12 protein-coding genes and 1 tRNA gene are annotated in these 13,689 nt (G+C 59.8%); 6 read left to right on the top strand and 7 right to left on the bottom strand.

The window, feature by feature from the left end:
* Positions 1-10: 10 nt before the first annotated feature.
* From thrS to IEX53_RS03805, 4 genes are all read right to left on the bottom strand, one after another.
* On the bottom strand, positions 11-1,987 hold the full coding sequence (thrS, locus tag IEX53_RS03820) for a threonine--tRNA ligase (protein WP_188821594.1): 1,977 nt from the start codon (positions 1,985-1,987) through the stop codon (positions 11-13).
* Between the two features lie 276 nt (positions 1,988-2,263).
* Entirely contained in the window at positions 2,264-3,460 is a 1,197-nt protein-coding gene (locus IEX53_RS03815) for a D-alanyl-D-alanine carboxypeptidase (RefSeq protein WP_188821592.1), read from the bottom strand.
* Positions 3,461-3,606: 146 nt separating this feature from the next.
* Positions 3,607-3,960, bottom strand: a complete 354-nt coding sequence (gene yidD / locus IEX53_RS03810) for a membrane protein insertion efficiency factor YidD (protein WP_188821590.1) — start codon at positions 3,958-3,960, stop codon at positions 3,607-3,609.
* 5 nt (positions 3,961-3,965) lie between these two features.
* A complete protein-coding gene (locus IEX53_RS03805) occupies positions 3,966-4,406 on the bottom strand; it encodes an iron-sulfur cluster assembly scaffold protein (protein ID WP_188821587.1) in 441 nt (146 codons plus the stop codon).
* Positions 4,407-4,675: 269 nt separating this feature from the next.
* On the opposite strand from IEX53_RS03805, the gene folE reads away from it, so the two are divergent.
* Both folE and hisI read left to right on the top strand, forming a co-directional pair.
* Complete coding sequence (gene folE, locus IEX53_RS03800; protein ID WP_188821586.1) at positions 4,676-5,299, top strand: GTP cyclohydrolase I FolE; 624 nt, start codon at positions 4,676-4,678, stop codon at positions 5,297-5,299.
* Between the two features lie 2 nt (positions 5,300-5,301).
* Entirely contained in the window at positions 5,302-5,718 is a 417-nt protein-coding gene (gene hisI / locus IEX53_RS03795; protein WP_188821583.1) for a phosphoribosyl-AMP cyclohydrolase, read from the top strand.
* 63 nt (positions 5,719-5,781) lie between these two features.
* Here the strand turns inward: hisI and IEX53_RS03790 are convergent, their stop codons facing one another.
* Positions 5,782-6,561: a 3-keto-5-aminohexanoate cleavage protein gene (locus tag IEX53_RS03790; protein WP_236016014.1), complete on the bottom strand. Its 780-nt coding sequence runs from the start codon at positions 6,559-6,561 to the stop codon at positions 5,782-5,784.
* 212 nt (positions 6,562-6,773) lie between these two features.
* On the opposite strand from IEX53_RS03790, the gene IEX53_RS03785 reads away from it, so the two are divergent.
* Together IEX53_RS03785 and IEX53_RS03780 are read left to right on the top strand one after the other, a co-directional pair.
* Positions 6,774-7,757, top strand: coding sequence for a patatin family protein (locus tag IEX53_RS03785; RefSeq protein ID WP_188821581.1), 984 nt, complete (start codon positions 6,774-6,776; stop codon positions 7,755-7,757).
* 150 nt (positions 7,758-7,907) lie between these two features.
* Positions 7,908-7,992, top strand: a tRNA-Leu gene (locus IEX53_RS03780).
* A gap of 274 nt (positions 7,993-8,266) precedes the next feature.
* Here the strand turns inward: IEX53_RS03780 and IEX53_RS03775 are convergent.
* On the bottom strand, positions 8,267-9,304 hold the full coding sequence (locus IEX53_RS03775) for a YncE family protein (protein ID WP_188821579.1): 1,038 nt from the start codon (positions 9,302-9,304) through the stop codon (positions 8,267-8,269).
* A 239-nt stretch (positions 9,305-9,543) separates the two neighbouring features.
* Here IEX53_RS03775 and lipB point away from each other — a divergent pair, with 239 nt between their 5' ends.
* Positions 9,544-10,293, top strand: coding sequence for a lipoyl(octanoyl) transferase LipB (lipB, locus tag IEX53_RS03770; protein ID WP_373288556.1), 750 nt, complete (start codon positions 9,544-9,546; stop codon positions 10,291-10,293).
* On the opposite strand, the gene IEX53_RS03765 is transcribed toward lipB, so the two are convergent.
* Positions 10,294-11,238 (bottom strand): DMT family transporter, encoded by a 945-nt coding sequence (locus IEX53_RS03765; RefSeq protein ID WP_373288555.1) that lies wholly within the window; start codon positions 11,236-11,238, stop codon positions 10,294-10,296. It abuts the gene before it with no gap.
* 313 nt (positions 11,239-11,551) lie between these two features.
* Here IEX53_RS03765 and parE point away from each other — a divergent pair, with 313 nt between their 5' ends.
* On the top strand, positions 11,552-13,624 hold the full coding sequence (gene parE, locus IEX53_RS03760; protein ID WP_188821575.1) for a DNA topoisomerase IV subunit B: 2,073 nt from the start codon (positions 11,552-11,554) through the stop codon (positions 13,622-13,624).
* The last annotated feature ends 65 nt before the right edge of the window (positions 13,625-13,689 follow it).

Raw genomic sequence — 13,689 nt, 5'->3', positions numbered from 1 at the left:
AAGATGAGTTTCAGCTTGCTTCCCTCGCCCGCCTCACATCCGGCGGCGTTGCCTCATCGGCAAGCTGCGCAATCGCGGCATCCAGGGTCAGCGATTCCTGGTTCTGCGAACCCAGCCGGCGCATGTTGACAGTCTTTTCCTCCGCCTCGCGCTTGCCGCAGACAAGGATGACCGGCACCTTGGCCAGCGAGTGTTCGCGGACCTTATAGTTGATCTTCTCGTTGCGAAGATCGGCCTCGGCGACGAGCCCGGCGGCTTTCAGGCGGCGCACCACATCCTTCGCGTAGTCATCGGCGTCGGAGGTGATGGTGGCGACGACGATTTGCAGCGGGGCGAGCCAGAGCGGGAAGTGGCCGGCATAATTCTCGATGAGGATGCCGAGGAAGCGCTCCATCGAGCCGCAGATGGCTCGATGGACCATGACCGGCTGCTTCTTCTCCGAATCCTTGTCGATATAGAACGCGCCGAACCGTTCCGGCAGGTTGAAATCGACCTGCGTCGTGCCGCATTGCCATTCGCGGCCGATGGCGTCGCGCAGCGTATATTCGAATTTCGGCCCGTAGAACGCGCCCTCGCCCGGCAGGATTCCGGTCTTGATGCGTCCGCCCGACTGCTCCTCGATGAGATCAAGGACGTCCATCATGATGCGCTCGGCGCGGTCCCAGAGCTCGTCGGAGCCGACGCGCTTTTCCGGACGGGTCGAGAGCTTTACCACCACTTCCTTGAAGCCGAAATCCGCATAGGTCGAGAGGATCAGGTCGTTGATGTCGAGGCATTCTTGAGCGAGCTGCTCCTCGGTGCAGAAGATGTGGGCATCATCCTGCGTGAAGCCGCGTACGCGCAGCAGCCCGTGCAGCGCGCCCGAGGGCTCGTAGCGGTGTACGACGCCGAATTCCGCAAGGCGAATCGGCAGATCGCGGTAGGATTTGAGGCCGTGCTTGAAAATCTGCACATGGCCGGGGCAGTTCATCGGCTTCAGGGCGAAGACGCGCTGGTCTTCCGCCTCATCGTCGGCGCACTCGACCTTGAACATATTCTCCTTGTACCAGCCCCAGTGACCCGAAATTTGCCATAGCGATGAGTCGAGCACCTGCGGGGCGTTCACTTCCTCATAGGTGCCGTCGAGGCGGCGGCGCATATAGGAGACCAGGTTCTGGAACATGCGCCAGCCCTTGGAGTGCCAGAACACGACGCCCGGCCCTTCCTCCTGGAAGTGGAACAGGTCCATCTCACGGCCCAGACGGCGATGATCGCGCTTTTCCGCCTCCTCCAGCATATGCAGATAGGCGTTGAGATCATTGTCATTGGCAAAGGCAGTGCCATAGATGCGCGACAGCATCGGATTGTTGGAATCGCCGCGCCAATAGGCGCCCGCCACCTTCATCAGCTTGAACGAATTGCCGATCTGCCCGGTCGAAGCCATATGCGGTCCGCGGCAGAGGTCGAACCAGTCGCCCTGATGATAGATCTTGAGGTCCTGCCCTTCCGGAATGGCATCGACCAGTTCGACCTTGTAGCTCTCGCCCTTGTCGGCGAAGACCTGCTTGGCCTTTTCGCGCGACCAGACTTCCTTGGTGAACGGCTTGTTGCGCGCGATGATCTCGCGCATCTTCTTCTCGATGACGGGAAGATCGTCGGGCGTGAACGGCTCGTTCTTGGCGAAGTCGTAATAGAAGCCGTTCTCGATGACGGGACCGATGGTCACCTGCGTTCCCGGCCAGAGTTCCTGCACCGCTTCGGCCAGCACATGGGCCGCGTCGTGGCGGATGAGTTCCAGCGCGCGCGGGTCGTCGCGGGTGATGATTTCCACCTTGCCGGAGGCTGCCAGCGGGTCGGAGAGATCGCGCACCGTGCCGTCGAGCGCATAGGCCACGGCCTTCTTGGCGAGCGATTTGGAGATGGATTCTGCCAGCTGCGCGCCGGTCATCGCGGCGTCGTATTCGCGCTTCGAGCCATCGGGAAATTCGAGGGAAACGAGGTTGCTCATCGGAATTATCCTATCCAGTCCCGCCAACGAATGCGGGTGGTTGCCGTTCAACGTATAAAATGAAGCTTGGCTTCTAACGCCTTTTATCTGGCCAGTAAAGGCGAGGCGGCCACCGCTACGCCCGTCATTCTCGGGCTTGTCCCGAGAATCTGCCATACGGAAACAGATAAGCGCCTAACCGTCCAGATAGGTCAGGTCTCGGTAGATTCTCGGGACAAGCCCGAGAATGACGGCAGGCGGCAGTGCCACGCTGGGTTACCGAGACTATTCCAACCGCTAATTCTGAATCGGCAAACAATCGATTTTCTGGCGCTTCAACTGCTTGCAGGCCTTTTCAGCCGCAGCCGAATCCTTGAACCCGGCGAAGCGCACCTGATAGACTTTGCGGCGCTTTTCGGCGGTTGAGATGACCGGCTTCAGTCCCGCCGCAACCTTGTCCACGGCAGGTTGCAGCTTTGCCTGAAGCTTCTGCGCGCCTTCAAGCGTCGGCGGTGCGCCAAGCTGGATCGCCCAAGCCGAAGCCAAAGCGCCGCCGTCTCCCTGCTCCACGCGGGAATCATCGATCAGGCTGGCGACGAGATCGGCCTTCGGCTCGGCCACCGCATTCTCCTTGGCGGCGGAGCGAGGTTTTGCGGCAGCCATGATCTGCTGCGGAGCGCCCTCGTCCTCCCCGCCATAACGCGTCAACAGCTTTGCCATCTGATCGTCCCGCTGCCGCGCCGATCCGGCGCCGAGCACCACGCCGACAAGATGTTTGTCGTTGATGATTGCGGACGAAACGAGGTTATAACCTGACACGTCCGTATAGCCGGTCTTGATGCCGTCGACACCCTGATAGCGGTACATCAGATTGTTGTGGCCGTTGAACACCCGCCCATTGTAGGTGAACGAGCGCTGCGAGAACAACGCATATTGCTCCGGAAAATCGCGGCGCAATGACATGCCCAGCACCGCCATGTCGCGGGCGGTGGTGAGCTGCGTCATCTTCGCCGTCAGCCCCGAGGGATTGACGAAGAACGTGCTCTTCATGCCGAGCTGGCGGGCACGCGCCGTCATCAGGCGGCCGAAGGCTGCTTCCGATCCTGCGATATATTCGCCCAGCACCGTGGCGGCGTCATTGGCGGAGATGACGATCATGCCGCTGATGGCGTCACGAACGGTGATCGTGCTGCCGGGCTTCAGGTACAGCTTCATGCGGACCTTGGCGGCCGCATTTTTCGAAACCGGCATCTCGTCGTCCCATTTGAGCCGTCCGGTCTTCAGGGCTTCGAAGGCGAGATAGAGCGTCATCATCTTCGCCAGCGAGGCAGGCGCCCGCTGCACATTCGCATCGTCCTGGCCGAGAATCCGCCCGTTATCGGCGTCGAATACCACCCAGGAGGTGTTTGCCATTGCGGCAGTGGTACAAAGAAGGCTGGCACCAAGGGCAACAGATGCGGCAATGCGCGATACGCGGGACGAAAATTTCAACATGATGGCTCGCGGGAACGTGAATGCGGCGGGAGGAATGCAGGCTAATTGCGGCTCGAAAAAGGCCACAGTGCTGCCTTCAATTCCGAAGTCCATCAAACGTTGATATAGTTAAAAGAATTTTAGCGACCCGTAAAAAGCGCTGAGGCTCACTTCGGGGAGGCCGAACAGCGCCAATAACGCCAAGGCATATACCAGGCAAAATGGCTTCCCAGCTTTTCCGGCACCGGGTCGAGCCCATGCGTGCCGCCGGGGCCGCAGCGCACGACGCGGAACAGCCCCATCCACCCGCCGGCCCACAACCCATGGCGGGCAATCGCCTCATAGGCATATTCCGAGCAGGTCGGCAGATGCCGGCAGGAATTGCCGATAAAGCCCGATAGTGTCAGTTGGTAAAGCCGCACCAAGGCGACGCCGAACAATCGATCCGGCGTCTTGCGCCATGTGCCATCGAAATTGCGGCTATAGCGCTTTTTGTGGGCAGCGCCGTGCGATTGGCACATGAGATTCAGGCCGCCTCGCCCTTCGCTTCGATCTGCGCGATGCACGCGGCGACTGCATCGAAGGTGAGCATGGTGGAGGCATGCCGCGCTTTGTAATCGCGAATCGGCTCGAGAAACCGGCAATCGGCAAATCGGCCCTCTGGCGGTGCGCCATTCTCCTTGAGCATTTTCAGCATCGTCTCGCGTAGCGCCTTCAACTCTTCCGCCGTCGCGCCAATCACATGGCGCGCCATGATGGAGGAAGAGGCCTGCCCCAGCGCGCAGGCCTTCACATCATGCGCGAAGCCGGTGACGACACCATCCCGCATCGTCAGGTCCACCGTCACCGTCGACCCGCACAGCTTGGAATGAGCCGTGGCGGAGGCATCGGGCGCATCGAGGCGCCCCAGAAGCGAGATATTCCCCGCGAATTCCAGGATGCGCGCATTGTAGATTTCATCGATCATGCCAGGAGCCCTTTCCCGCAAATCCGCGCAATCGCGTTCAAAACTCCGTTAAACATGTCGCAGCGACGCTCTTTGATTATACGATTTCCGATCTATATAATATACGTTCCGCAAGCGCCAAGGGTGACTCTCCGTTACCGGCGCTGGAACCAGGACGGATGCCCTACACGGCCCGTTCGCATCAATACACCGTCCCGCTCGTTTAAAGCGCATCGTTGTATTGTCCGTTTAACTCGTCTCCTCCGCGAAGGAGACTACGGGAGATACTGATGGACGCTATCTTGAACCTCCGCGAAAACGCTGCGCGCCAGGGGGAAAAGCCCTTGACGCGCCCCAGCCGCGAGGAAGCCGAAGCCGCCGTCCGGACCCTGCTTTTGTGGGCCGGCGACAATCCTGATCGCGAAGGGCTGCTCGACACGCCCAAGCGCGTCGTGAACTCCTACAAGGAGCTTTTCTCCGGCTATGGCGAATCGCCCGAGGACGTGCTCGGCACCACTTTCGAGGAGGTTTCCGGATATACCGATCCGGTGCTTGTAAAGGATATTCCTTTCTACTCGCACTGCGAGCATCACATGGTCCCCGTCATCGGCAAGGCGCATGTCGCCTATCTGCCTGACGACCGGGTGGTCGGCCTCTCCAAGATCGGCCGTCTCGTCGATGTCTTCGCCCGCCGTCTGCAGACGCAGGAGAGCATTACCGCGCAGATCGCCGATGCGATGGATACGATCCTGCGCCCGCGCGGCGTGGCCGTCATGATCGAGGCCGAGCATCTGTGCATGTCGATGCGCGGCGTGCGCAAGCAGGGCTCGACCACCATCACCACCACCTTCCGCGGCGCTTATCGCGACAATGCCGACGCGCAGGCCCGGTTCATGATGATGGTGCGGGCATAAGGATGACGGCTTCCCTCTTTTGCGAACCCGCCGCCGACAAGCATGAAAACGAGGAAGGGGCCGATTTCGCGCCCCGTTTCGATGCCGCCGGGCTTATCACCGCCGTCGTCACCGACGCACGGGACGGCACCCTGCTCATGGTCGCGCATATGAACGCGGAGGCGCTGCGCCTGACGCTGGAGACCGGCATCGCGCATTACTGGTCTCGCTCGCGCGGCCAGCTCTGGAAGAAGGGCGAAACGTCGGGAAATCTCCAGACGATCGTGGAAATGCGCACCGACTGCGACCAGGACGCGCTCTGGCTCAAGGTCCGGGTCGCGGGTGACGGCCCCACCTGCCACACGGGCCGCCGCTCATGCTTTTACCGGGTGGTTTCCATGGGAGACGGACAGGCGACGTTAGTGAAAGAAAAAGAATAACGCTACGGTTGGAGACCACACCCTCATTGTGAGCTTGTCAAACTGCGGGCACGAAGCGGTCGATCAGTCGTGGCGACTGGTGCTCTCGATCAACAATCGTGCAGCTTCAACCAATTCAACATTGCTCTTCGCCGCGCTGCCGTTCGGCAGAACCGTGACATCTTCCATCCCGGTTCGGATACCATGCCCTCGCATGAGCGCTCGCTTGTTCACCGCCCAGCACGCGCCTTCGTAGCCATGATGAACTTGTGGAAGGTCGACGTCGGCGGCCGACAGGATTGCTTCCATTTCTTCAGCGTCCCGTAAGGCGATCATGGGGTCTGGATCGAGAGGCTCGATCAGCACACGCCGGCATCGATCGCGAAGCGGCGACGCAACGAAGGCGTGGGCATCGGCGGGTGAAAGCAGGCCCGCTTCGATGCCGACACCGTGCGAGATGAGCCATTGGCACAGATCGACAATCCCTTCCTCTCCTTGATTGGCAGTCACGAGGTCGGGGAAATCGGTCCATGACTGCACTGTCCGCAAACGCTGCATGGGATCAGGAATAATCGATGCAGACGTCGTGAGCGAAATCGGCACACTGGGGCATCGCGAGCGGATGGCGCGGATGACGGCGCTACAGGCGATTGCGTTGAGCGTCTCATTTCCAGCGTCGTCGTAAGCATGAACGTGAACAGAGTGCGCGCCGGCGCTCGCTGATGCCGCCGCGTCATCGCTGATCGCGTCGGGACACCGAGGAGCTCCCTCATGTTGCCGGTCGCCGTTCAGCGCTACCTGTAAAAAGACCATGCCTTCCTCGATCGAATGGACAATGATAGTTTTTCGGCTGCTTTCACCCATCAACAAACAGCAGATTATTGTAGCCTTTCAGGAATTGGTTCGACAAACTCATCGTGCGGATCGGTTTACTCGCCATTCTGCACCCGCGCAGCATGCGTCACTCCATCAAAACCCCGTGTTGCCCGGGTGGACAGCCATTTTTCTGCAGCATTTAGTCATTCGATACCTTATTCCTTATAAAATCCAGCCGGTTTCATTGAGGAGTATGTGGCGTGCTCGAGTGGGTTTCGCGGAAGAACCGTCAGGCGAATGGCAACGCGGAAAATGGTGAGGTGAAGAACGCTTCCGGCCTGCCGGATGCGCCCGCCTCCATGCTCCAGGAGGAGCGGAAGACCCCGATTGCGCTGGCCCTCGGCGGAGGCGCCGCGCGCGGATGGACGCATATCGGCGTGCTTCGCGCCCTCGACGAAGCCGGCGTCGAGATATCCATGATCGCCGGCACCTCCATCGGCGCGCTTGTCGGAGGCTGCTATCTCGCTGGAAAGCTCAATGAGCTGGAAGAATTCGCCCGCAGCCTGACGCGGCGGCGCATGTTCAATCTCCTCGACATAACGCTGCGCGGCAGCGGCCTGTTCGGCGGCATGAAGCTGGACAGCCGCCTGCGCGAACATCTGGACAATGTCACCTTCGCCGATCTGCCGAAGCCTTTCACCGCCGTCTGCACCGAACTGCGCACGGGCCATGAGATCTGGCTGGCGAATGGCTCGCTCGTAATGGCGATGCGCGCCTCCTATGCCCTCCCCGGCATTTTCGAGCCGGTGCGCCTGGGCAGCCGGTTGCTGGTGGACGGCGCGCTGGTCAACCCCGTCCCTGTTTCCGTGTGCCGCGCGAACGAGCAGCCACTCGTGCTGGCCGTCAACCTGCATTACGATCAGTTCGGCCGGGCCGCAGTGGTGAAGCACATCAACCAGCAGCAGGAACAGATGCTGTCAGCCGAAACCACGGGCCGCCGCGCGACAGCAGCGGAGACGCGCATGGGCATAACAGGCGTGATGATGGAAGCCTTCAACATCATACAGGACCGCATTTCCCGCGCCCGCATGGCCGGCGATCCCGCGGATATCTCGCTCCTCCCGACGGTGGGGCATATTGGCCTGACGGAATTCCACCGCGCCGACGAAGCCATCGCCATCGGCTACGAGGAAACGATCAAGCATCTCAACGATATCAAGCGTTTGCAGAAGGTTTTGGTCTGAGCGCTGTGGATAACATGGCCTCCCGAAGCCGTTTTGCCGGCTGTTTTTTAGCCCTTGTGAAAAAAGATCAAAATGATCCGATATTGGGCTTGCGGCCCCCACCCCGATTTGCTACATGCCGCGAGCCGATGAGTTCGGCCCTACCACGGAGCGGTCGTGGCGGAATTGGTAGACGCGCAGCGTTGAGGTCGCTGTGGGGCAACCCGTGGAAGTTCGAGTCTTCTCGACCGCACCATCTAGAAGCTTTCCAAGCAATGTTTCTTATAGATTCCAATAAATTACATGAACAGGTGTCCCAAGGCTTGGGCATGCGTGGAACACGTTGGTTCTTCGCACCCCATTGGATCCGCATGAAAATGGTCGCCTGTGAATACCGGCGCTAAATGGCCATGCACTTGCCACAGCTTGGTTGCCTGACAGCCGGGCAACAGAGGCCGCATACTGATTGTCAGAATGCGCGCCATATCTCACGCGAAGAGCGCTTTCCAGCTGCCTACGCTACGCCGCGTTTATGCGACATCTACTTGCTGGTACAGGAATGCCTGCTTATCGTCTGGGCTGACGGTGCATACGACATGATCATATTCGTGAACAGCCACCGAAAGCAGCGCAGTCGGAGTCGGTCGATATATAGGCTGCAAAACACTCTCCGCCTTTGAATCCACCACAACCAAATGGCCATCGTAGCCACACAGGTAGATGAGCCTGCGAAATGGATCTATATCTATGGAGGAAACCGAGACCGGTATCGGAAATTCGCTTTTCCAAAGTGGCGGAGTGACCGTTATGTCATACACCTCCATTTTATACTTAGAGTTTGGTATGAATATCCGGCCGCCTGTTCTATCGACGGCAGAACCATCGGGATATGCCTGCTCCTGCCAGGAGGCGATAAACATGCCGTCGCCAACTTTCTTTTTAAGGTCATACCAAGACAAAAGCGATGAATTAAACGTCACCCAGTATAACTTATCCATAAAAATACTGAAATTTCTAATTCCATCCCCATTTACATCGTCATCATAATAATAATTAATTTCTGAATAGTCATTTAAGTTAATTATATATATTATACTCTTCATATCCTCGCTGGTTCCACCGAACGGATCAACTCCAACGACAAGGAAGTTCCAGTAGCACTGCAGTGATACAACTTGAAGATTATATTCTACGCCACTTGGCCTTGGGAGGTGTATTGTGTCGATCTGTTTAAAGTTATTTCGCATATCATAAACTTTTATGCTGAAATCAGCGGGCGGAACGAAAGCAGAAAATGGGCCACCATACATAAGCTGCTTTATTTCATGTATCGCTACCATTGCGTGAGTTTCAGATAGCGATATTGGTGATGACGCTTCTACTTTTCCATTAGCATAAGTTACCGATGTAACGGCCGTCCCTTTTCGCTGCAGGGCGAATCCATCCAAAACACCGCTCAATATATAAAATGTCTTATTTTTCCTATGAAGATTTACGAAGTAAGGCTTATAATCTTGGCTTGAATTAGATATGGTAGCCGCACCAATTGGATTTAATTTTACGGACATTATAACTCTCCGATATTAAGATATTTCGATAAAACATTAATAATGTGCATGTCATAACATATGCAATCTATGCGCTAACTGTCAAGCGCGCCGTTTTGCATGTCGCGGGATAGATTTTGCCGCCCGAAACAGGCCGTACCATCATCCGGAAGGCTAGACTGCAGCAAACCGGGAGCACCGAGGGCTGGAAGTTCGACGACAAACGGTCCATATGGAAGACCATGACGACAAATGCCTCCATTGCCGAACTCCAGCCAACCCCACCCGCTCGTGAACGCAAGGAGCGTTCCTCCCTCCCCGCAAATTTTTTCCCCGCGGACGGCTCGCCGCCGGTCGAGTGGCTCGTGGCGGAGGGGCTTACTGATTATCCTGCCGCCCTCGCCTTCATGGACGCGCGGGTGGCTGCTATTCGCGAGGGGACCGCATCGGATCTCATCTGGCTCGTCGAGCACCCGCCGCTCTACACCGCCGGTACGAGCGCCCGGCCAAGCGACTTGCTCGTGCCCAACCGGTTTCCCGTCTTCGAGACTGGGCGCGGCGGGGAATATACCTATCACGGCCCGGGCCAGCGCGTGGCCTATGTCATGCTGGATTTAAAGCGCCGCCGCGAGGATGTGCGCGCCTTCATCACCGCGCTTGAGGAATGGATCATCCGCACGCTGGCGGAATTCAACGTCAAGGGCGAGCGGCGGGAGGATCGCGTCGGCGTGTGGGTGACGCGGCCGGAAAAGCCGCGCGTTGCCGACGGGTCTCTGGCGGAAGACAAGATCGCGGCCATCGGCATCCGCCTGCGCCGCTGGGTGAGCTTCCACGGCATCGCCATCAATGTGGAGCCGGAGCTTGCCAATTTCGGCGGCATCGTGCCCTGCGGCGTCATCGAGCACGGCGTCACCAGCCTCGTCGATCTCGGCCTGCCGGTGACGATGGACGATGTGGACGTGGCGCTTGCGCGGGGGTTCGAAAGCGTGTTCGGGGCGATCAAGCGCTGATCAGGCGATAGCGGCCTCCCCTGCCCCTTCCTTCACGCGGCGCTCGCGCATGAAGACATAGATGCCCGAGCCCGCGATGATGAGGATGCCCAGCCATTTCGATGGCGTCGGGAACTCGCCGAAGACGAAAAGCCCGACCAGCACCGCCATGACGATCTCAAGATATTGGAACGGCGCAAGCATCGAGGCGGGCGCGAGGCGGAAGGCCTGCACCACCAGCAGATGACCGATGGTTGCGATCGCGCCCATTGCCGCCAGCAGCCCCCAGGAGAGCGGCAGCGTGGCGAGGCCGAAGCCCATATCCGGATGGCCGGCGAGTTCGCCGACGAGAATCACCGGCGCAGTGAACAGTACGCCGCCGACCCCCGCATAGAACTGCATCACCATCGGGCTGTCGGCGACGCCATATTTGCGGTTCATGGTGAGATAGGTCGCAAAGCACGTCGCCGTGCCGAGTGGCAGCAGCGACACCCAGCCGAAGAGCTCGAAGCTCGGCTGCACCACGATCAGCGTGCCGATGAAGCCCACGGCAACGGCAGTCAGGCGCCGCCAGCCCACCTGTTCCTTCAGCACCACCGCCGAGGAAAGCGTCAGCAGCAGCGGCTCGACGAAGAAGATGGCGATGGCGTCGGCGAGCGGCATATATTTGACCGCCGTGAAGAAGCAGAGGCTGCCGATACCCATCAGCGCGCCGCGGATGAGATTGCCGCTGAGATTGTGCGTCGCCAGCCCGCGCCAGCCGCCCATCGCCAGGAGGATCGCGACCGTCAGCAGCGCCTGAATAACAAAGCGCGAAAAGGAAACGGTCGCCGGCGGCACGCTGTCCATGGTGGAGAGCCATTTACCGATCGCGTCGAGCAGCGGCAGGAACAGCATCGCACTCGCCATGACGATCATGCCCTTGACATGGGGCTGCATGGCTGGATTTTCCGTCTTTTCCTGCATGGGGGCCTCAGCGCAAACGGGGATGAAGGCCCATCCATACGCCATTGCGGAAGCCTTCGCCATGCCCCTTCCCCGCCCGGCCCGCGCGGCAAATTTGACTTTTCCTCCCATACTGCCGCAATAGAGCGGCAATAATCCCGGATATCCTGGGCGGAAGCCAGGAACGTATGGCGAACCTTTGTCGCCTTTGGCGGCGAAGCATGGCACTATCTGGATGATTCGAGTTTGACTGTGCAAGTCGAGGAAAAGTGTGAAGCGGTTTTCCGTCCGGACTTGCGCAAACCAATGACTGAAACGGGGCCGGTCGCACCACATGGACGACAGTAACGATCTATTCTCACAGGTTGTCAGCAATGCGCGTGAACGCCAGGCAGCGGCCAGCCCGACGGCGGCCCCGGCGGTGGCCGTTCCGCTGAAGGCGCCTGCGGCCCGCAGCACGCCCCCACGCGGCGATAGTGACGAGTACAACGCCTCGGCCATCCGCGTGCTCGAGGGCCTTGAGCCCGTTCGACTGCGTCCCGGCATGTATATCGGCGGCACGGATGAAAAGGCGCTGCACCATCTCTTCGCCGAAGTCATCGACAACTCCATGGACGAGGCGGTGGCAGGCCATGCGGATTTCATCGACGTCAATCTCGATGCCGAGGGCTTCCTGACGGTCACCGACAATGGGCGCGGCATTCCGGTCGAGAACCATCCGCAGGTGCCGGGCAAGTCGACGCTCGAAGTCATCATGACCAAGCTCCACGCCGGCGGCAAGTTCGACGGCAAGGCCTATGAGACTTCCGGCGGCCTGCACGGCGTGGGCGTCTCGGTGGTCAATGCGCTCTCGGATTTTCTCGAGGTGGAAGTGGCGCGCGGGCGCAGGCTCTACCGCCAGCGTTTCTCGCGCGGCATCCCGCAAGGCGACATCGAGGAACTGGGCGAGGTGCACAACCGGCGCGGCACGCGGGTGCGCTTCCACCCGGATCCGGATATTTTCGGCAAACAAGTCAAGTTCGACCCGGCGCGGCTCTATCGCATGGCCCGCTCGAAGGCCTATCTCTTCGGCGGTGTCGAAATCCGCTGGAGCTGCGATCCCTCGCTGCTCGGTCCCAAGAAGGATACGCCGGAAAAGGCCGTCTTCCACTTCCCCGGCGGCCTCAAGGACTATCTCGCCGCCTCGCTCGATGGGGAATACCAGGTCACGCGCGAAATCTTCGCCGGAAAGACCGAGAAACAGGGCGGCCATGGCGCGGTGGAATGGGCCATCACCTGGCATGGCGGCGACGGCTTCGTGAATTCCTACTGCAACACGATTCCGACAGCGGAAGGCGGCACGCATGAGGCGGGCTTCCGGCTTGCCATCACGCGCGGCCTCAAAGCCTATGCGGAGCTGACCAACAACAAGCGTGCCTCGATCATTACCACCGACGACGTGATGATTTCAGGGGCGGCCATGCTCTCCGTCTTCATCCGCGAGCCGGAATTCGTCGGCCAGACCAAGGACCGCCTGGCGACGACCGAGGCGCAGCGCATCGTCGAGAACGCCATCCGCGACCCGTTCGACCATTGGCTCGCCGCCTCGCCGCAGGAGGCCTCCAAGCTTCTCGACTGGGTGGTCGAGCGCGCCGAGGAGCGCGTGCGCCGGCGGCAGGAAAAGGAGACAGTACGCAAGAGCGCCACGCGCAAGCTGCGCCTGCCTGGCAAGCTCGCCGACTGTACGCAGAACGCGGCGGCGGGCGCGGAAATCTTCATCGTCGAGGGCGATTCGGCTGGTGGATCCGCCAAGCAGGCGCGCGATCGCGCGACGCAGGCCATTTTGCCCCTGCGCGGCAAGATCTTGAACGTCGCGAGTGCCGGACGCGACAAGCTCTCCGCCAACCAGCAGATCGCCGACCTCATCCAGGCGCTCGGCTGTGGCACGCGCTCGAAATACCGCGAGGAGGACCTGCGCTACGAGCGCATCATCATCATGACCGACGCTGATGTGGACGGCGCGCATATCGCATCGCTGCTCATCACCTTCTTCTACCAGGAAATGCCGGAACTGATCCATGGCGGGCATCTTTATCTCGCCGTGCCGCCGCTCTACCGCATCAGCCAGGGCGGCAAGACCGCTTATGCCCGTGACGACGCGCACAAGGAAGAGTTGCTCAAGACCGAGTTCACCGGCAAGGGCAAGATCGAAATCGGCCGCTTCAAGGGCCTTGGCGAAATGCGCGCCGAGCAATTGAAGGAAACCACCATGGACCCGAAGAAGCGCACGCTGCTGCGCGTCGAGATCGCCGGGGACGCGGCGGCGGAAACGCGGACCATCGTGGACGATCTGATGGGCACCCGCCCCGACGCCCGCTTCCGCTTCATCCAAGAACGCGCGGCTTTCGTGGAAGAGCTGGATATTTAGCGGGCATGAGCCCGAGCCGAAGGTCTGCGCAGTAAGTTGCAGACTTTCGGACAAGGTCATGCAGT

It is taken from the genome of Paramesorhizobium endophyticum (assembly GCF_014640615.1).
Classification (GTDB): domain Bacteria; phylum Pseudomonadota; class Alphaproteobacteria; order Rhizobiales; family Rhizobiaceae; genus Paramesorhizobium; species Paramesorhizobium endophyticum.
This window is presented reverse-complemented; position numbering and strand designations above follow the sequence as displayed.